This window comes from Streptomyces sp. NPDC092369 (assembly GCF_044755245.1).
Taxonomy (GTDB): Bacteria; Actinomycetota; Actinomycetes; order Streptomycetales; family Streptomycetaceae; genus Streptomyces.
This window is the reverse complement of the sequence record NZ_JBIVQP010000001.1, coordinates 1,140,072-1,158,622: the sequence shown is the minus strand read 5'-3', so window position 1 is coordinate 1,158,622 and position 18,551 is coordinate 1,140,072. Positions and strand designations below refer to the sequence as shown.

General features: G+C 70.6%; 16 protein-coding genes. 10 read left to right on the top strand and 6 right to left on the bottom strand.

Features of this window, described 5'->3' with window-relative positions; all coding sequences use genetic code 11:
- Positions 1-59: 59 nt before the first annotated feature.
- On the top strand, positions 60-755 hold the full coding sequence (locus ACIQI8_RS05175) for an endonuclease V (RefSeq protein WP_402345077.1): 696 nt from the start codon (positions 60-62) through the stop codon (positions 753-755).
- A 129-nt stretch (positions 756-884) separates the two neighbouring features.
- Positions 885-1,031, top strand: coding sequence for a morphogenic membrane protein MmpA (gene mmpA, locus ACIQI8_RS05170; protein ID WP_402346690.1), 147 nt, complete (start codon positions 885-887; stop codon positions 1,029-1,031).
- 40 nt (positions 1,032-1,071) lie between these two features.
- On the opposite strand, the gene ACIQI8_RS05165 is transcribed toward mmpA, so the two are convergent.
- A complete protein-coding gene (locus tag ACIQI8_RS05165) occupies positions 1,072-2,250 on the bottom strand; it encodes a saccharopine dehydrogenase family protein (RefSeq protein ID WP_402345075.1) in 1,179 nt (392 codons plus the stop codon).
- 91 nt (positions 2,251-2,341) lie between these two features.
- Between ACIQI8_RS05165 and ACIQI8_RS05160 the strand changes: the two genes are divergently transcribed.
- From ACIQI8_RS05160 to ACIQI8_RS05140, 5 genes are all read left to right on the top strand, one after another.
- Positions 2,342-2,725 carry an MmcQ/YjbR family DNA-binding protein gene (locus ACIQI8_RS05160; RefSeq protein WP_402345073.1) on the top strand — a complete coding sequence of 128 codons (384 nt, stop codon included), beginning with the start codon at positions 2,342-2,344 and terminating at the stop codon, positions 2,723-2,725.
- A gap of 179 nt (positions 2,726-2,904) precedes the next feature.
- Positions 2,905-4,035: a CaiB/BaiF CoA transferase family protein gene (locus ACIQI8_RS05155; RefSeq protein WP_402345071.1), complete on the top strand. Its 1,131-nt coding sequence runs from the start codon at positions 2,905-2,907 to the stop codon at positions 4,033-4,035.
- On the top strand, positions 4,032-5,174 hold the full coding sequence (locus tag ACIQI8_RS05150) for an acyl-CoA dehydrogenase family protein (protein ID WP_402345069.1): 1,143 nt from the start codon (positions 4,032-4,034) through the stop codon (positions 5,172-5,174). Before ACIQI8_RS05155 ends, ACIQI8_RS05150 begins: the two co-directional genes overlap by 4 nt.
- 21 nt (positions 5,175-5,195) lie before the next feature.
- A complete protein-coding gene (locus tag ACIQI8_RS05145; RefSeq protein ID WP_402345067.1) occupies positions 5,196-6,410 on the top strand; it encodes an acetyl-CoA C-acetyltransferase in 1,215 nt (404 codons plus the stop codon).
- 56 nt (positions 6,411-6,466) lie between these two features.
- Entirely contained in the window at positions 6,467-8,641 is a 2,175-nt protein-coding gene (locus ACIQI8_RS05140) for a 3-hydroxyacyl-CoA dehydrogenase NAD-binding domain-containing protein (protein WP_402345065.1), read from the top strand.
- 115 nt (positions 8,642-8,756) lie between these two features.
- On the opposite strand, the gene ACIQI8_RS05135 is transcribed toward ACIQI8_RS05140, so the two are convergent.
- Positions 8,757-9,473, bottom strand: coding sequence for a MerR family transcriptional regulator (locus tag ACIQI8_RS05135; RefSeq protein WP_402345063.1), 717 nt, complete (start codon positions 9,471-9,473; stop codon positions 8,757-8,759).
- 109 nt (positions 9,474-9,582) lie between these two features.
- On the opposite strand from ACIQI8_RS05135, the gene ACIQI8_RS05130 reads away from it, so the two are divergent.
- A complete protein-coding gene (locus tag ACIQI8_RS05130; protein WP_402345062.1) occupies positions 9,583-10,062 on the top strand; it encodes a macro domain-containing protein in 480 nt (159 codons plus the stop codon).
- A gap of 99 nt (positions 10,063-10,161) precedes the next feature.
- On the opposite strand, the gene ACIQI8_RS05125 is transcribed toward ACIQI8_RS05130, so the two are convergent.
- On the bottom strand, positions 10,162-11,658 hold the full coding sequence (locus ACIQI8_RS05125) for a M1 family metallopeptidase (RefSeq protein ID WP_402345060.1): 1,497 nt from the start codon (positions 11,656-11,658) through the stop codon (positions 10,162-10,164).
- Positions 11,659-11,868: 210 nt separating this feature from the next.
- Between ACIQI8_RS05125 and ACIQI8_RS05120 the strand changes: the two genes are divergently transcribed.
- Positions 11,869-13,818 (top strand): Xaa-Pro dipeptidyl-peptidase, encoded by a 1,950-nt coding sequence (locus ACIQI8_RS05120; RefSeq protein ID WP_402345058.1) that lies wholly within the window; start codon positions 11,869-11,871, stop codon positions 13,816-13,818.
- Positions 13,819-13,965: 147 nt separating this feature from the next.
- On the top strand, positions 13,966-15,066 hold the full coding sequence (locus tag ACIQI8_RS05115; RefSeq protein ID WP_402345056.1) for an ArsR family transcriptional regulator: 1,101 nt from the start codon (positions 13,966-13,968) through the stop codon (positions 15,064-15,066).
- Here the strand turns inward: ACIQI8_RS05115 and ACIQI8_RS05110 are convergent.
- The 3 genes from ACIQI8_RS05110 to ACIQI8_RS05100 are packed head-to-tail and all read right to left on the bottom strand — an operon-like array spanning position 15,021 to position 18,412.
- A complete protein-coding gene (locus tag ACIQI8_RS05110; RefSeq protein ID WP_402345054.1) occupies positions 15,021-15,644 on the bottom strand; it encodes a hypothetical protein in 624 nt (207 codons plus the stop codon). The two genes, ACIQI8_RS05115 and ACIQI8_RS05110, sit on opposite strands and share 46 nt — an antisense overlap.
- Before the next feature lie 13 nt (positions 15,645-15,657).
- Positions 15,658-17,901, bottom strand: a complete 2,244-nt coding sequence (locus ACIQI8_RS05105; protein WP_402345052.1) for a glycoside hydrolase domain-containing protein — start codon at positions 17,899-17,901, stop codon at positions 15,658-15,660.
- Positions 17,902-17,929: 28 nt separating this feature from the next.
- Positions 17,930-18,412: an RICIN domain-containing protein gene (locus tag ACIQI8_RS05100; protein WP_402345051.1), complete on the bottom strand. Its 483-nt coding sequence runs from the start codon at positions 18,410-18,412 to the stop codon at positions 17,930-17,932.
- Between the last annotated feature and the right edge of the window lie 139 nt (positions 18,413-18,551).

Genomic DNA, 18,551 nt, shown 5'->3' with positions numbered 1-18,551 from the left:
CGCGAGGTCCGACCTGACCGCGGGCCGGTCCGGCCGGGAACCGTACGCTCGTCCCCACCATGACGACCGTACGCATCCCCGCGGGCTGGCCCGCGACCGAGGAGCAGGCCCGCGATGTCCAGGACGAACTGCGCGCGCGGGTAGTGCTCGACGAACCCGGACCACCACCCGGAAGCGGAGTGGTGACCGGCGTCGACGTGGCCTACGACGACGAACGGGACGTCGTCGCGGCCGCGGCCGTCGTCCTGGACGCGGCCACCCTGGACGTCGTCGCCGAGGCCACCGCCGTCGGCCGGATCTCCTTCCCGTACGTCCCCGGCCTGCTGGCCTTCCGCGAGATCCCCACCGTCCTGGCCGCCCTCGACGCGCTGCCGTGCCCGCCGGGACTGGTCGTCTGCGACGGCTACGGCCGCGCCCACCCGCGCCGCTTCGGCCTCGCCAGCCACCTCGGGGTGCTCACCGGCCTGCCCACGATCGGCGTCGCCAAGAACCCGTTCACCTTCGCGTACGACGAACCCGGCGCCCCGCGGGGGAGCACGTCCCCGCTCCTCGCGGGCACCGAGGAGGTCGGCCGCGCCGTGCGCACCAGGGACGCCGTCAAGCCGGTCTTCGTCTCCGTCGGCCACCGCACGGGCCTCGACAACGCCTGCGCGCACGTACTCGCCCTGACCCCCGCGTTCCGCCTCCCGGAGACGACCCGCAGGGCGGATGCCCTGTGCCGCAGCGCCCTGCGGGCGGCGACGGAAAGCGGGTGAGGCGGCGGGAGTCGGGTACGGGGCGGGCGTGAACTGAGTACCCGGACTGAGTATCTGTACGGATGTGGACGCACCCGCCCGGTCGGCAGGCTGTGCGCCATGACGACGCACCGCATGACGACCCGCCGTATGACGAGCCGCCGCGACCCGAAGCCGCTCGCGGACCCGAACCGTCCCGTCGAGCGGGTCGTGAACCTCGCGCTGGTCCTCGCCGTGCTGGCGGGCGTCGGCTGGATCGGCGGGATGATCTACACGGTCGCCGGGTGGACGCTCTAGGGATCGGCCGCCGGCCTTCGCGAAGCTCCAGTGGGCCGGATCACCAGCTCGCCACCACCCGGAACGTGAGCCCGGCCGCGCGCAGCCGCTCGGTCAGCGCGTCACCCATCGCGACGGCCGTGGTGACCTGACCCGCCGTCGGCGGAAGGTCGTCAAACGCGAGGGACAGCGCGGACTCGGCGAACATCTTCGCCGTCTCGCCGTAGCCCGGGTCGCCGCCCGCGACCTCCGTGAACACTCGCCGGCCGCCACCTTCGCCGACGAAGCGCACCGTGAACCAGCTCTTCGCCCGCTTCTCCGGACCCGGCCCGTCCCCCGGCTTGAACCGGTCGGACAACCAGCGCCGGGCAACGGGTAGTTGGGCCGCGGCGAAGATCCCGCCGGTGAGCGCGATCCCGCCCACCGCGACGGGCAGATACCGGGCGGCCGCGTAGTGCCGGTAGCGGAAGTCGGGGCCGTAGCGCTCCAGTGCCCGCGCCGACCGGCGCACGATCTGCGGGTCGATCGTCGGCAGCGGCAGCGCCCACGCGCCGACCTCCTTCGCGAACCGCGGTGCTCCCATCGGCGCCAGCGCCCGACGCCCCACCAGCCGCGGCTCGTGCCGTTTGCGGTCGCGCTCGGCGGTCAGCATGGGCCGCCAGCGCGCGAACTGGTTGAGCGCCGAGGCGAACGTGCCGCCCGAGAACATGGCGTCCGCCGTCACGTACCCGTCGACCGTCAGCGGCACCCCCTCCGGCAGCTGCCGGACCGTGAAGTACGCGCCCAGGTCGTGCGGCACCGAGTCGAAACCGCAGGCGTGCACCAGCCGGGCACCGGTCTCACGCGCGCGTGCGTCGTGCCGGACATACGTGAGGTCCACGAACTCGGGCTCACCACTGAGGTCGAGATAGTCCGCGCCGCTGTCCGCGCACGCGGCCACCAGGTCCTGACCGTGCAGCACGTACGGCCCCACCGTCGTCGCCACCACGCGCGCGTGCTCGGCGAGTTGGCGCAGCGAGGCCGGATCCGCGACGTCCGCGCGCAGCACCCCGACCTTCCCGCCGCCGGGCAGCCGCTCGCGCAGCCGCTCCAGCTTCCCTTCGTCGCGGCCCGCGATCGCCCAGCGCAGATCCTCGGGCGCGTGCGCGGCGAGGTACTCCGCGGTCAGCGTTCCGACGAAGCCGGTGGCTCCGAAGAGAACGATGTCGTACGGACGGTCCGTCCTGTTCAGCCTGCTCATGACACCCCTCGGTCCGCGGCGCGCGCCGTTGTCGGTGGCCGAGGCTAGCGTGAAGGGTGCGGAGCCCGAAGACGAGCCCGGAGGTGTGCCGGTGGCGGTGGACAGGAACGCCCTGAAGAAGTGGGAGAAAGTGCGCGAGTTCGCCCTCGGGCTGCCCGGTGCCGTCGAGGAGTTCCCCTGGGGCGAGAGCGTCGCGAAGGTCAACAAGAAGGTGTTCGTCTTCCTCGGCGTCGACGACGGCAGCTATCCCCTGGCGCTCACCGTGAAGCTCAAGGACGAGGAGGCGCACGCCCACGCCCTGACCTCCCCGGGCGCCGAGCCGGCGGGCTACGGCCTCGGCAAGGCGGGCTGGGTGCGGGTGCCGCTGGCGGAGAAGGGCGCGCCGGCCGCCGAGCTGCTGTGCGACTGGGTGGAGGAGAGCTACCGCGCGATCGCGCCGAAGCGGCTGACGGCTGAACTGGACGAGAGCGGCTGATGTCGGAGCCGGTCGAGCGTTGAGCCGTGAGCCGGATACCGGTCGCCTGACCGGTACCGGATCGGTGGGACGTGCGCCGATAATTGGCTAAGCGCTTGCTCGTTCGGGCTTGTGCTCGATGGAACGTGTTCTTAACATCGTTGGTGTTACATCAGTTGTGTCACACCTCTGGGGGCCGGATGGCGACGACGCCAGGACAGGGACCGCTCGTCGGCGTGCGCGTGGTCGAGCTGGCCGGGATCGGGCCCGCGCCCTTCGCCGCCATGCTCCTGGCCGACCTGGGCGCAGACGTCGTGCGCGTGGACCGACCCGGCGGCGTGGGACTGGGGATCAACCCGGACTACGACGTCACCAACCGCAACAAGCGCTCGGTGATCGTCGACCTGAAGTCCCCGGACGGCCCGACCCGCGTCCTCGACCTCGCCGAACGCGCCGACATCCTCATCGAGGGCCTCCGCCCCGGCGTAGCCGAGCGCGTCGGCGTCGGACCCGAGGCCTGCCACGCCCGCAACCCGCGCCTGGTCTACGGCCGCATGACCGGCTGGGGGCAGGACGGCCCCCTCGCCCACCGCGCCGGACACGACATCGCCTACCTGGCCGTCACCGGCACCCTCGGCATGATCGGCGACCCGGACCGGCCGCCGGCCGCCCCCGCCAACCTCCTCGGCGACTACGGGGGCGGCTCGCTCTACCTCGTCGTCGGAGTCCTCGCCGCCCTCCACCACGCGCGCGTGAGCGGCGCCGGCCAGGTCGTGGACGCCGCGATCGTCGACGGCGCCTCCCACCTGGCGGCGATGATCCACGGCATGGTCGCGGCGGGCGGCTGGCAGGACCGGCGCGGCGCCAACCTCCTGGACGGCGGCTGCCCGTACTACGGCACGTACGAGACCGCCGACGGGAAGTACATGGCGGTGGGAGCCCTGGAGCCGCAGTTCTACGCGGAGTTCGTGACCCTCCTCGGGATCCCCGACCAGGCCGACGCCCGCAAGGACTGGGCCCGTTGGGGCGAGCTGCGCGAGGCCGTCGCCGCGCGCTTCCGCAGCCGTACACGCGAGGAGTGGACGGCCGTCTTCGAGGGCACGGACGCGTGCGTGGCGCCCGTACTGTCGCTCGGCGAGGCCCCGCACCACCCGCACCTCGCCGCCCGCGGCACCTTCACCGACCACGGCGGCATCACCCAGCCCGCCCCCGCGCCCCGCTTCTCCGCGACCCCCACGACCGTCCGCACCGGTCCCGCCCGACCGGGCGCGGACACGACCGAGGTGGCGCGCGACTGGGACGTGCCCCGCCTCACCAAGGACCTGCCATGAAGCGCCGGATCTTCGCCCCCGAGCACGACGCGTTCCGTGAGACCGTACGGGCCTTCCTGGCCAGGGAGGTGCTGCCGTACTACGAGCAGTGGGAGAAGGACGGCATCGTCGCGCGCGAGGCCTGGCGCGCGGCCGGCAAACAGGGGTTGCTCGGGCTCGCCGTGCCCGAGGAGTACGGGGGCGGCGGCACCCGCGACTTCCGTTACAGCGCCGTACTCGCCGAGGAGTTCACGCGCGCGGGCGCACCCGGGCTCGCCATCGGCCTCCACAACGACATCATCGGCCCCTACCTCACCGGCCTCGCCACCGAGGAGCAGAAGCGCCGCTGGCTGCCCGGCTTCTGCGACGGCTCGCTGATCACGGCCATCGCCATGACCGAACCCGGCGCGGGATCCGACCTCCAGGGCATCCGGACGCACGCCGAGGACAAGGGCGACCACTGGCTGCTCAACGGCTCCAAGACGTTCATCTCCAACGGGATCCTGGCCGACCTCGTGATCGTGGTCGCCAGGACCACGCCGGAGGGCGGTGCGCACGGGCTGTCGCTGCTGGTCGTCGAGCGGGACACGGCCGGCTTCGAGCGCGGTCGCAACCTCGACAAGATCGGCCAGAAGGCGCAGGACACCGCCGAGTTGTTCTTCACCGACGTACGCGTCCCGAAGGAGAACCTGCTGGGCGAGCTCAACGGCGCGTTCGTGCATCTGATGACCAACCTCGCCCAGGAGCGCCTGCACATCGGCGTCGCCGCGATCGCCGCGGCCGAGCACGTCCTGGAGATCACCACCGACTACGTCAAGGAGCGCGAGGCCTTCGGCCGGCCGCTCGCCACCAAGCAGCACATCCGGTTCGAGATAGCCGAGATGGCCACCGAGTGCGCCGTCACCCGCGCCTTCCTCGACCGCTGCATCGAGGAGCACGACAGCGGCACGCTCGACGCCGTGCACGCCTCCATGGCCAAGTGGTGGGCGACCGAGCTGCAGAAGCGGGTCGCCGACCGCTGCCTCCAACTGCACGGCGGCTACGGCTACATGACCGAGTACCCCGTGGCCCGGGCGTTCACCGACGGCCGCATCCAGACCATCTACGGCGGCACGACCGAGATCATGAAAGAGATCATCGGCCGTTCCCTGCTGGGCTGACCCTCATTGAAAGGCTTCCCCGTGACCACCGAAGCGTACGTGTACGACGCGATCCGCACCCCGCGCGGCCGAGGCAAGGCGAACGGCGCCCTGCACGGCACCAAGCCCATCGACCTGGTCGTCGGACTCATCCACGAGATCCGCGACCGCTTCCCGGGCCTGGACCCGGCCGCGATCGACGACATCGTGCTGGGCGTCGTCGGCCCGGTCGGCGACCAGGGCTCCGACATCGCCCGCATCGCCGCGATCGCCGCCGGACTGCCGGACACGGTCGCGGGCGTCCAGGAGAACCGCTTCTGTGCCTCGGGCCTGGAAGCCGTCAACATGGCCGCCGCCAAGGTCCGTTCGGGCTTCGAGGACCTCGTCCTGGCGGGCGGCGTCGAGTCCATGTCGCGGGTGCCGATGGCCTCCGACGGGGGCGCCTGGTTCAACGACCCGATGACCAACCTGGCCGTCAACTTCGTGCCGCAGGGCATCGGCGCCGACCTCATCGCCACCATCGAGGGCTTCACGCGGCGTGACGTCGACGAGTACGCGGCGCTGTCCCAGGAGCGGGCGGCCACCGCCTGGAAGGAGGGCCGCTTCGAGCGGTCCCTCGTGCCCGTCAAGGACCGCAGCGGGCTCGTCGTCCTCGACCACGACGAGCACATGCGCCCCGGCACCACGGCCGACTCCCTCGCCAAACTGAAGCCGTCCTTCGCGGACATCGGCGACCTGGGCGGCTTCGACGCGGTGGCCCTGCAGAAGTACCACTGGGTCGAGAAGATCGACCACGTCCACCACGCGGGCAACTCCTCCGGCATCGTCGACGGCGCCGCCCTGGTCGCCATCGGCACCAAGGAGGTCGGCGACCGCTACGGGCTCACCCCGCGCGCGCGGATCGTCTCCGCCGCCGTCTCCGGCTCCGAGCCCACCATCATGCTCACGGGTCCCGCCCCCGCCAGCCGCAAGGCGCTCGCCAAGGCGGGCCTGACCGTCGACGACATCGACCTCTTCGAGATGAACGAGGCCTTCGCCGCGGTCGTCCTGCGCTTCGCCAAGGACATGGGCATCTCCCTGGACAAGGTCAACGTCAACGGCGGCGCGATCTCCCTGGGCCACCCGCTCGGCGCGACCGGCGCGATGCTGCTGGGCACCCTCGTCGACGAACTGGAGCGCCAGGACAAGCGGTACGGCCTCGCCACGCTGTGCGTGGGCGGCGGCATGGGCATCGCCACGATCGTCGAACGCATCTGATTCCCGGCGGAATCGGCGGACCACACGACCTCAACGGCTTCTACGGAGACCCTGTCATGACACAGAGCACCACCATCCGCTGGGAACAGGACCGCAGCGGTGTCGTCACGCTCGTCCTCGACGACCCGAACCAGTCCGCGAACACGATGAACTCGGCCTTCCGCGAGTCCCTCGCCGCGGTGACCGACCGCCTGGAGGCCGAGAAGGACTCCATCCGCGGCGTCATCCTCACCTCGGCCAAGAAGACCTTCTTCGCCGGCGGCGACCTGCGCGACCTCATCCGGGTCACCCCGGAGACCGCGCAGGAGCTGTTCGACGGCGGCCTGGCCATCAAGCGCAACCTGCGCCGCATCGAGACGCTGGGCAAGCCGGTCGTCGCCGCGATCAACGGCGCGGCTCTGGGCGGCGGTTACGAGATCGCGCTCGCCTGCCACCACCGGGTCGCCCTGGACGCGCCCGGCACCAAGATCGGCTGCCCCGAGGTCACCCTCGGCCTGCTCCCCGGAGGCGGCGGCGTCGCCCGCACCGTCCGTCTGCTCGGCATCGCCGACGCGCTGCTCAAGGTCCTCCTCCAGGGTACCCAGTACAACCCGCAACGGGCCCTGCAGAACGGCCTGATCGACGACGTGGCCGCCACCCCCGACGAGCTCCTCACCAAGGCCCGCGCCTTCATCGAGGCCCACCCCGAGTCGCAGCAGCCCTGGGACAAGCCCGGCTACCGCATCCCGGGCGGCACCCCCGCCAACCCGAAGTTCGCGGCCAACCTCCCGGCCTTCCCGGCGAATCTGCGCAAGCAGACGAACGGCGCGCCCTACCCGGCCCCGCGGGCCATCCTCGCGGCCGCCGTCGAGGGGTCCCAGGTCGACTTCGAGACCGCGCAGGTCATCGAGGCCCGCTACTTCGTCGAACTGGCCGCGGGACAGACCTCGAAGAACATGATCCAGGCGTTCTTCTTCGACCTCCAGGCCGTCAACTCCGGCGCCAACCGCCCCAAGGGCATCGAGCCCCGGAAGGTCCGCAAGGTGGCCGTCCTCGGCGCGGGCATGATGGGCGCGGGCATCGCCTATTCGTGCGCCCGCGCGGGCATCGAGGTGATCCTCAAGGACGTAACTCCGGAAGCGGCGGCCAAGGGCAAGGCGTACTCCGAGAAACTGTGCGCCAAGGCGGTCTCCCGGGGCCGTGCGACCCAGGAGAAGGCGGACACGCTCCTGGCCCGCATCACGCCCACCGCGGACCCGGCGGACCTGGCGGGCTGCGACGCGGTCATCGAGGCGGTCTTCGAGGACACAGCGCTCAAGCACAAGGTCTTCCAGGAGATCCAGCACGTAGTCGAGCCGGACGCGCTGCTGTGCTCCAACACCTCCACGCTCCCGATCACCGCACTGGCCGAAGGGGTGGACCGCCAGGCGGACTTCATCGGCCTGCACTTCTTCTCGCCGGTGGACAAGATGCCGTTGGTGGAGATCATCAAGGGCGAACGGACGGGCGACGAGGCGTTGGCCCAGGCCTTCGACCTGGTCCGCCAGATCAACAAGACCCCGATCGTGGTGAACGACTCCCGAGGCTTCTTCACCTCCCGGGTCATCGGCCACTTCATCAACGAGGGCGTCGCGATGGTCGGCGAGGGCATCGAGCCGGCGTCGATCGAACAGGCGGCGGCCCAGGCCGGCTACCCGGCCAAGGTCCTCTCCCTCGTGGACGAGCTGACCCTCACGCTCCCGCGCAAGATCCGCAAGGAGTCCAAGCGGGCCGTCGAAGAGGCGGGCGGCACCTGGCCGGCACACCCCGCCGAGGCCGTTGTCGACCGCATGGTCGACGAGTTCGACCGCACCGGCCGCAGCGGCGGGGCGGGCTTCTACGACTACGACGCGGACGGCAAGCGAGTCGGCCTCTGGCCGGGCCTGCGCGAACACTTCACCAAGCCGGGCCACGAGATCCCCTTCGAGGACATGCAGGAACGCATGCTCTTCTCGGAGGCCCTGGACACGGTAAAGCTCCTGGAGGAGGGCGTGTTGACGTCGGTGGCCGACGCCAACATCGGGTCCGTCTTCGGCATCGGCTTCCCCGGCTGGACCGGCGGAGTCCTCCAGTACATCAACGGCTACGAGGGTGGCGTCACCGGCTTCGTAACCCGCGCGCGTGAACTGGCGGCCCGCTACGGCGAGCGCTTCAATCCGCCGGCACTGCTGGTGGAGAAGGCGGAGAAGGGGGAGCGTTTCGGGGACGCTTGACACTTGCTCACGCGCGCTTCTCGACGCCGGTACGGGCCTTGGTCCTTTGCCTTTCGGCCCGTCCGGCGTCGAGGACGAGGGCAGCGGCTTCCTGACCGGGCAGACGCTCGACGTCTCAGGAGGGTCGGCGCTCCTGTGACCCGTCGACCCAGGCGTGCAGCTCCTCCTTGAGGGACCGCTGGAAGGTGGTGAGCAGCGCCTGCAGCACCAGCGGCTCCATGTGGGCGGACAGGGACCTGACGGCCCGCGCGTCCCGCTCCCGGACCTCCCCGCGGAACAGCTCCGACAGCTCGTGCGCCGCCGCGCGCGAGTGCGCGATCAGCACCTGGCGCGAGGCGAGGATCGCCTCCTCGGACAAGGGCACATCGAGCAACCGCACCCCGAGCCGCAGCAGCCCGACGTCGACGAGATAGCCGCCGCCCTCCTCGGACCGCACCACACCCATCGCACCGAGCCGCTCGACATCATGGTCGCTCAACGCCCGCCCGGCCCGCTCCCGCAGCTCCGCCGGGCTCAGCGTCTCCAGCGTCTCCGGCGCCCAGGAGGACACCACGGCCCGGTGAATGGCGAGGTCCTGGGCGGTGAGATCCGGCGGCAGCTGCTGCAGATACCGTTCGATGGCCGCCAGCGTCATGCCCTGGTGCTGCAGCTCCTCGATGAGCGCCAGCCGGTCCAGGTGCTCCCCGCTGTAGTGCCCCACCCGACGCGGCCCGATCACCGGCGGCGGCAGCAGCCCCTTGGTGCTGTAGAACCGAACCGTACGAACCGTGACCCCGGCCCGCGCGGCCAGTTCGTCGATGGTGAGCGTCGGCTCCTCGGTGTCGGTCGTCATGCGTATCAGTATCGCTGTCTCACCACCACTGTGACACCTCTTACGCGACCTCGACGGCGACCCCGGCTCGTCCGAGGCCGTTGTCAGTGGCGAGCCGTACGGTGACGTCATGGCAGAGATCATCTACACACGGGGTGACGCCACCGTTCCGTCGGTGAAGGGCGTCAAGGTGATCGCCCATGTCTGCAACGACATCGGGGGATGGGGAAAGGGCTTCGTCCTGGCCCTCTCCCGTCGTTGGCCGGAGCCGGAGGCCGCGTACCGGGCCTGGCACCGCGACCGCGCACAGAACGACTTCGGTCTGGGCGCCGCGCAGTTCGTCCAGGTCGAGCGTTATGTGTGGGTGGCCAACATGGTCGGCCAGCGCGGCACGAGGACCGGCAGCAAAGGCGTCCCGGTCCGGTACGAGGCCATCGACACGGCTCTCGGCAAGCTGGCCGACAAGGCCCTGGAGCTGAGCGCGTCCGTCCACATGCCCCGCATAGGCTGCGGCCTGGCCGGCGGCAAGTGGTCACGCGTCGAACCGCTGGTGACGGAGCGACTGGTCGCGCGCGGGGTCCGGGTCACGGTCTACGACCACGGGGACTGACCAAAGGACAGCGATGACCACGCCGTGAAGGGGCGCGGGGAACTGCGCGACCAGCCACACCGGACGCGCAGCCCCCACACAACCGAACCGGGCAACCCCTCAGTGGGCGCCTTCGTGCACATCATTCGTCGTCGCGATCTTCTTCCACGACTTGGGCTGAACAAGGGGCGCCGACCGAGTGATCGACGCCGAGCCCGCCGCCGGGGCGCCCGGCTTGGTCGGCTGGAACAGCCACGTGTCGAAGAGCGCCGACAACGACTGCCCGGACACCCGCTCGGCGAACGCCTGGAAGTCGGCGACGGACGCGTTGCCGTACGCGTGCTCCTTCGGCCACCCCTTCAGGATCGCGAAGAACGCGTCGTCGCCGACGGCGTTGCGCAACGTCTGGATCGCCAGCGCGCCGCGGTCGTAGACGGCGAGGGCGAACTGGTCGTCCGGACCGGGGTCACCCGGCTTCACGGTCCAGAACGCGTCGTCGGCCGGGTGCGAGGCGTACACGTAGTCGGCGAGTTCCTGGGTCGTGCCCTCGCCCTCGTGCTCGGACCACAGCCACTGCGCGTACCGGGCGAAGCCCTCGTTGATCCAGATGTCCTTCCAGCCCTTCAGGGACACGCTGTCGCCGTACCACTGGTGCGCCAACTCGTGCACCACGACCGACGTGTTCGAGCCGTTCGCGAACTGCCGGGGGCTGTAGTAGACGCGGGTCTGGGTCTCCAGCGCGTACCCGGTGGTCGTGTTGGGCACGTAGCCGCCGGCCGAACTGAAGGGATACGGCCCGAAGTAGCCGCTCAGCCAGTCGACCAGCTCCCCGGTCCGCTCCACGCTCGCCCGCGCCGCCCCGTCGTTGTCGCCGAGGTCCTTGCTGTAGGCGTTGACGACCGGCACCCCGCCCTCGGAGGTGCTCGTCGTGATGTCGAACTTCCCGACCGCGAGGGTGGTGAGGTAGGTCGCCTGTGGCTTGTTCTCACGCCAGTTGTAGCGGGTCCAGCCGCGCTGCGAACTCGTCGACTGGAGCAGCCCGTTGGAGATCACCTGCGTGCCGTTCGGCACCGCCACCGACACGTCGTAGGTCGCCTTGTCGAGCGGGTGGTCGTTGCTCGGGTACCACCACCAGGCCGACTCGGGCTCGTCCGCCGCGATCGCCCCGTCGGGCGTGCGGTGCCAGGTCGAGAAGCCGTACGCGCTCTTCGTGGACGGCACCCCGCTGTAGCGCACGACCACGGTGATCACCGTGCCCTTGGCCAGCGGTGTCTTCGGCGTGACCACCAGCTCGTGCTGGCCCGAGGTCGTGAAGGAGGCCGCCGCGCCGTTGACCCGCACCTCGCTGACGTCCAGCAGGAAGTCCAGGTCGAAGCTCGACAGATCCTGCGTGGTCTTCGCCAGGATCGTCGCCGTACCCGCCAACTCGTCGGTGGTGGGCTGGTATTGAAGTCTCAGGTCGTAGTGGGAGACGTCGTATCCGCCGTTGCCGTAGGCCGGGTAGTAGGGGTCGCCGATACCGGGCGCGCCGGGGGAGAAGCTCGCGGCCGACGCCGGGATCGCCAGCATCAGGGACGCGGCGGCAAGTGCGCCCGGCGCGATGATTCTGCGGTGCACGAAAGGCTCCAAGTGTTGGGGGCACGAAGGCTGTTCGAAGCCTATTCAGTCTCTGTGCACCCATCCCTGTCCACGGCCCCTCCTGTCACACGATCGCCATTCGGCCGACATGAGCGAGGTCCACGCAGGGGCCTTATTCGGCCACAGGGGCGCCACAGTTCGCGCATAGTCCTCTTCTGTGCGGGAGTTGACCGAGGTACCGTCCCGCGCATGCCGACACGCACGCGCTTCACGACCTGGAGACCGCTCGCGACGGCGGCCATCGCCGCCCTCATGGCCGCGTTCCTCACCCCGATCGCGGCCCACGCGGCCCCTCGGGAGAGCCAACCTGTCTACTCCTACGACAACGCTGTCCGCGAGGCCGTCTGGGTGGACACCGGCCTCGACGGCGACGGCGACGGCCGGCACGACCGCGTGGCCGTGGACATCGTCCGGCCCCGCGAACCGGCCCAGCAGGGCCGCAAGATCCCCGTCATCATGGACGCCAGCCCGTACTACTCCTGCTGCGGACGCGGCAACGAGGGCCAGCTGAAGACGTACGACGCCCATGGTGACGTCGTCCAGATGCCGCTCTTCTACGACAACTACTTCGTACCCCGCGGCTACGCGTTCGTCGGTGTCGACCTCGCCGGCACCAACCGCTCCGACGGCTGCGTCGACGTCGGTGGCCGCTCCGACATCCAGTCCGCGAAGGCCGTCGTCGACTGGCTGAACGGCCGCGCCAAGGCGTACACCACCCGCACCGGAACCGCACGCGCCAAGGCGAGTTGGACCAACGGCAAGACGGGCATGATCGGCAAGAGCTGGGACGGCACGATCGCCAACGGCGTCGCCGCCACCGGGGTCAAGGGCCTGAAGACGATCGTCCCGATCAGCGCCATCTCCTCCTGGTACGACTACTACTTCGCCAAGGGCGCGCCCCTGTACGACTCGGGCCCCGACTGGCTCTCCGACTACGTCGACAGCCCGGACGCCCGCGCCAAGTGCGCCGCCGTCCAGCAGAAGATCGTCGACGGAGCCCCGCGCACCGGTGACTGGACGAAGTTCTGGACCGAGCGCGACTACGTGAAGGACGCGAGCAAGGTCAGGGCGAGCGTCTTCCTGACCCACGGCCTCCAGGACCTCAACGTCCGCACCAAGCACTTCGGCCAGTGGTGGGACGCCCTCGCCAAGAACGGCGTCGAGCGCAAGATCTGGCTCTCCCAGACCGGCCACGTCGACCCCTTCGACTTCCGCCGCGGCGCCTGGGTCGACACCCTGCACCGCTGGTTCGACCACGAACTCCTCGGCTACGACAACGGAATCGACCGCGAGCCGATGGCCGACGTCGAGCGCCACCCCGACCAGTGGGTCACCTCCTCGGTCTGGCCCCCGCGAGGCACGGCCACCACGACCCTGCGCCCCGACCAGGGCACCCAGGCCGGAGTCGGCACCCTCGGCCTCACCAAGGGCGACGGCACCGAGACCTTCACCGACGACCCGCAGCTGAGCGAGACCGACTGGGCCGCCCAGATCGACACCTCGACCCCCGCCAAGGCGGGTTTCGTGACGAAGCCGCTCAGCGGCGACCTGCGCGTGTCCGGCTCATCCAAGGTCACCGTCACCGCGACCCCGACCACCCCGACGGCCCACCTCTCCGCCGTCCTGGTCGACCTGGGCCCCGACACGATCCGTGACTACGCGGCCGGCGGCGAGGGCATCAGCACGCTCACCGACCGCAGTTGCTGGGGCGCGAGCACCACGGGCGACAGCGCCTGCTTCAAGAACACCGCGGCGAAGAAGGCCGACGTCGACTACACGGTGGTCAGCCGCGGTTGGGCCGACCTCGGCAACTACGCCTCCGACCGCAGGGGAGTTGCGCTCACCCCGGGCAAGGCGTACACCATCACCCTCGACCTCGCGGCGACCGACCACGTCGTCCCGGCGGGACACCGCCTCGCCCTGATCGTCGCGGGCACCGACAAGGACCTCATCGATCCGCCGGCCGACACGCCGACGCTCACCGTCGACCTGGCGCGTACGTCCGCGCGCGTTCCGCTGGTCGGCGGCGCGTCCGCGTTCCGGCACGCCACCTCGGGCACATCCGGCGCGGCGGCGGAAGCGACGGACCTCGACGGGGTCCGCGTGCCGCGCACCCACCGCGTACCGGACGGAAGTTGACGGACCGTCGGCCCACGGCGTCCGCGCCGTGGGCCGACGGACTCGGGGACCGCCACCGCTGCTGACCACAGCGTGGAACCGCTGCTGACCACGGCGTGACACGGCCCCTGACCACAGCGCACGACGCACCACCACGGGGGAACCACCATGCTGAAGTTCCATTTCACGGACGCCGATCTGGCCCGGATACGGGTCGCGAGCGGACCGCATCCCATGTGGGAGGTCCTGCTCAGCCTGCACCTGCTCGCCGGCTGCGACGGGGCGGTCGTGTTCGGGCCCTGGCGGCGGCACGTCCGCGCCCAGCTGCCCGCCGGCGTCCGCATGCTGCTCGATCTGGCCCCGCCCCGAGGCTACTCGGCCGACTTCCTCACCCCGGCGCTCGACCGCAACGAACTGGACGCGGGGATCGACGCCGTCCTGTCCACCCCGCGCAAGCTGCTGCGCCGGGACGTGGCCGGGGTGGCCGCCGCCCGCCGCGTCGGGACGTGGACCCGGCCCCTCGCCGAGGGCGACACCGGCACACTGGGCCGCCTCGGCGCGGCCCTGCGCGGCTATTTCGACCACGCCCTGCGCCCGCACTGGGCGCGGGTGCGCACGACGGTCGAGGCGGACCGCGCGCTGCGGGCGCGGGCCGTCCTCGACGGGGGCACCGAAGCCATGCTGGCCACCGTCCACCCGGGCCTGCGCTGGGAGTCGGGCGTGCTCACCATGGCCAGCGCGTACGACCGGGACATCCACCTGGAGGGCCGCGGACTGCTTCTGGTGCCGTCGTTCTTCTGCCGGCGCGCGCCGATCACCCTGCGCGACCCGGTCCGTCCCCCGGTGATCGTCTATCCGGTCGCCCACGACCTCGGCTGGGCCCAGGAGGAGGACGGGCCGGTCAGCGACGGACGCGAGGCGCTGCGCACCCTGCTGGGCCGCACGCGTGCCGAGCTGCTGTCCGCGGCCGCGTCGGGCGGGTCGACCGGTGAGCTGGCCCGGCGGCTCATCGTGTCCCCGGCGACGGTCTCGCAGCACGCTGCGGCCCTGCGCGAGGCGGGCCTGATCGTCACCCAACGCCGGGGACAGGGCGTCCACCACAGCACGACACCGCTCGGGCAGGCACTCCTGGACGGGCGGCGCGGCATCCCGCAACGCTGGCCGGAGAGCGGAGCGCAGCCGGCCGCCGGGCATACGAGCCCGGCGGCCAGGTGGGGTTCCGGTCAGGCGGCCAGCGGGAACACCCCCGCGCCCTCGCCCGGGAGTTGAGACCAGCCCCCGATCCGGGCGGCCAGCCGCCGCAGCCGGGGGTCACCGGGGCGGACGTCGATCTGGAAGTGCGCCACGTGCGGCCGGCGCAGCCGGCCGCCCCAGGCCACCACGCCCTCGCACTCCCGGACGATGTCCCGCACCGCCCGCTCCTGCTGCGGGAACAGCACGCCCTCCGCGCCGAGTGGATAGGCGTCAGGGCGGACGGCCACGGCGGTCCCGGAGGCGTAGTTGGTGCGGTGCCCGGTCAGCCCTGCGGCGGTCCGGTGCCCGGCCAGTTCGTGGCGGGCCACCTCCTCGACCTCGTAGTGGAAGCGGCGGATGACGTGGACGAGCACCGTGGATACGTCCCCGTCCAGCAGTGCGACGGAGGCCGGGGTGCCCGGCACAGGCAGGGTGCTGATGCCGGCGGTGGTGACGGGCCATCCGTTCGCACTGGTGGTACCGGCCGCCGCCGAGGCGGGAGCGGCCGTCGGCAGGGAGATGCCGGCCGCCACCGCCCCCGCGAGTCCGGTGAGCAGCAGGGTCCGCCGCGGCAGGCCTCTGCCGCCCGGTCCGTCCGTGTCTCTGATCTGCATGCCGGTTCCCCCTTCAGCCGCGCACGACTGCGTTGTAGGCCTCGAAAATGTTGTAGAGGTCGCGCGCTCGGCGGCCGTACTCCTGTGCGTCCTCGGTGGTGCCGTTGTAGCGCGCGAGCACCGTGACGTTGTCGGCGTCGGAGTAGCGCAGCCGGTCGGTGGTGACGCCCTTGAGGGAGGCGGACCAGATGTGGATCAGCGGGACGGTGCTCACGTTGTAGTCGTCGTCGTTGCGCAGTTGGTTCCAGACCGCCCGGCGGGCCCGCCAGTCCTCCGGGTCCTGGATCGGGGCCGAGATCACGTCCGCGTCGATGCAGTGGTTACGGGCCCTGATCGCGGTCCTGCCGAAGATCTGGGCGACGCCCGTGCTGGAGTCGTCAAAGGTCGGGGTCGGCGGGGTGGGCGGTGACCCGACGGGGTTCTGCTCCCAGGCGGCCTGCGCGTCCTTCCAGTTGTAATAGGCGTCGACCAGCACATCCACGCCCTCGTCGGTGAAGTCGGCCTGGTACTCCCAGAAGACCACGGCCTGGATGAGCGACTTGCGCATCCGGAAGGACCGCGCGAGTCCCGTGATCAGCGCGTCCATGTCGAGGACCTTCGCGATGCACTCCTCGGCACTGCGGGCGCGGTACCAGTCGTCGTGGCCGTTGGCCACGATGTAGTTGACGAGACCCGAGGTCAGCCCACCTCGCATGCTCATGTCGAAGGGCACGTCCAGCGCGGTGTCCGGCCCCCGGGGCGCGAACTGGCTCTGTCCGACGTCGCGGCCGGACGCCACGTCCTTGTCGATCTCGATGAACCCGGTGCCCGAGCCCACCGTGATCGTCGCGATCTGGTCGAAGGCCCAGTCCTTCGGCAGCGGGAAGCCCAGGTTGCCGCTGTATCCGGTCGACATGTCGGATACGAAACTGGCCACCGTCAGACCGGCCTTGGAGAGCCGGCTGCAGATGTTCCGCGGCGCGTAGACACCGACGCGGTACTCGCTGCCGTAAGCGGTCATACGGCCCACCAGGCCGCGGAAGTGCGGGATGACCCGGCTGGTGATCTCCTCGTCGACGGCGTCGTAGTCGACGGAGAAGTAGAGGATGGTGCCTGCCTTGAAGCCGTGTCCCCGAGCCGCCTCCAGGGCCGCCAGGGCGTCCGTGGCGCCCTGCTGCGCGTTGAAGTACTCCGGATCGCCGCCGTTGGTCTGGTAGATCGGGAAGACCGAGAGGCCGCCCGCGACGATGTTGGCGAGTTCCCCGGGCTGGATCTTCTTGTTCTTCGGGTTGGTGACGTTCGCGTTGGTCAAGTACCGCCCCACCGTGGTGTATCCGGCGGCGCGCAGCGCCTGGGCGCGGGCCGGGGTGATCTCGGTGATGCAGTCGGCCGCGGTGCCGGCCCTGCTCGGGTCGCCGGTGCTGACCAGCAGCGAGGCCCAGGTGCGGAAGTCCGCGGTGCCCGTGGTGGGCAGGAGTTGGGCGAACCGCTGGAAGTCCACGACGGTGCTGAGCAGCGACCCCGAGTAGAAGCCGTCGAACTCGACGTCCCAGCCGTTGAACCGCATCGCCGCCTGGAACAGGTGCACGAACTGCTTGGCGCCGTCGGCGGAACCGAGTCCGAGCATCGCCTGCGCCCGGACGCCGTCCTGAGTACCGGGCCCGAAACGCCCGTTGGCGACGTCGTCGCTCATGCCGATCTCGTACTGGAGGGCGAAGACCAAGGCCTTCTGCACGTCCCGGGAGAAGTTCCCGTCGGCCGGGCAGATGAAGAACTCCCGGCGCTTCACGTACCGCCCGTTGAGCCACTGCTGGATCGTGCGCACCTGCTCGGTGCCGTTGCCCACCCGGACGTAGGGGTCCATCGTGAGCAGCGCCTTGAACACCTTCGGCTGCAGCCCGCTGCCCGGATAGGCCCCGCCCACGCCCATGTCGGACTTGAGCTCGGCGACCGAGTCCGCGGTCCTGCCGCTGTAGGTGCCGTCGATGCCGCCGCCGTCGTAGCCCTTGCAGTACAGGCCCGACTGGATGATCCGGTAGACCTTGTCGTTTCTGGTCCCGTCGTCGATCTGCGCCCCGAACCGGGACTGGAGCGTGCTCAGTGTCGTCGGACCGAAGGTGTCCGACAGCGAGGTGATGCCCAACTCGTACTGGAGCGCCCGGGTCAGGGCGTACATCACCGTCCAGCTGGTCTTCCCGTTCACCTCCACCTTCGGGATGCCGGACACGTTGTAAGAGTTGATGAACTGCTGCGCGCGTTCCACCATCTCGTCGGCCATGTGCGCCTCTTCTCCGTGTGGTGGGGCGTCAGACCCAGTCCTGGTAGATGCCGCCGTTGCAGCCGGTGGTGCGGAAGCCGCTGTCGTCGCTGTCGTCGATGCAGTCGCCGGTGTACTGGTTGCGGAAGGTCAGGCGCACCTCGTGGTGGCGGACGATGTACCAGCTCACGGACTCGGAGCTGCCGCAGAACTGCGTGCTGAACCCGGCCGGGCCGTCATAGAGACAGCGCCCCGTGGCCTGGTTCTGGAAGCGGCGCGTGCCGTCGTTGAAGACGTGGACATCCCAGTTCTGGTAGATGCCGCCGTTGCAGGGGTAGGTGCGGAAGCCGAAGGAGTTGCTGTCGTCCATGCAGCGCAGCGTGCCCAGGCTCTGGAACGTGTTCAGGACCAGGACGGAGGTGCCTCCGTCGGGCCTCTCCTGCACGGCGTCCGCGGTGCCCGTCGCGGTGAACAGGGCCCCCGCGCACAGCACGGCGGCGAACATCGCTCTGATCGACTTCTTCTGCCTCATCCGATTCCCCCGAGGTCTGAGTGGTTCGGTCTCGTCCTGGGGTCAGCGTGGGGTCGCCTGACATGGCACCGCCAGACGTTTCAGGCATAGCTGAAACCACGACTCGGACCGGGACCGAGCGCCGCGCCCGCCCGGACCA

Coding starts and splice junctions, on each gene's coding strand:
- ACIQI8_RS05165 (WP_402345075.1), bottom strand. CDS start 2,250: ATGAGCAGGCTGAACAGGACGGACCGTCCGTACGACATCGTTCTCTTC.
- ACIQI8_RS05130 (WP_402345062.1), top strand. CDS start 9,583: ATGGCAGAGATCATCTACACACGGGGTGACGCCACCGTTCCGTCGGTG.
- ACIQI8_RS05110 (WP_402345054.1), bottom strand. CDS start 15,644: ATGCAGATCAGAGACACGGACGGACCGGGCGGCAGAGGCCTGCCGCGG.
- ACIQI8_RS05105 (WP_402345052.1), bottom strand. CDS start 17,901: ATGGCCGACGAGATGGTGGAACGCGCGCAGCAGTTCATCAACTCTTAC.
- ACIQI8_RS05100 (WP_402345051.1), bottom strand. CDS start 18,412: ATGAGGCAGAAGAAGTCGATCAGAGCGATGTTCGCCGCCGTGCTGTGC.
- ACIQI8_RS05135 (WP_402345063.1), bottom strand. CDS start 9,473: ATGACGACCGACACCGAGGAGCCGACGCTCACCATCGACGAACTGGCC.
- ACIQI8_RS05155 (WP_402345071.1), top strand. CDS start 2,905: ATGGCGACGACGCCAGGACAGGGACCGCTCGTCGGCGTGCGCGTGGTC.
- mmpA (WP_402346690.1), top strand. CDS start 885: ATGACGAGCCGCCGCGACCCGAAGCCGCTCGCGGACCCGAACCGTCCC.
- ACIQI8_RS05140 (WP_402345065.1), top strand. CDS start 6,467: ATGACACAGAGCACCACCATCCGCTGGGAACAGGACCGCAGCGGTGTC.
- ACIQI8_RS05150 (WP_402345069.1), top strand. CDS start 4,032: ATGAAGCGCCGGATCTTCGCCCCCGAGCACGACGCGTTCCGTGAGACC.
- ACIQI8_RS05175 (WP_402345077.1), top strand. CDS start 60: ATGACGACCGTACGCATCCCCGCGGGCTGGCCCGCGACCGAGGAGCAG.
- ACIQI8_RS05115 (WP_402345056.1), top strand. CDS start 13,966: ATGCTGAAGTTCCATTTCACGGACGCCGATCTGGCCCGGATACGGGTC.
- ACIQI8_RS05120 (WP_402345058.1), top strand. CDS start 11,869: ATGCCGACACGCACGCGCTTCACGACCTGGAGACCGCTCGCGACGGCG.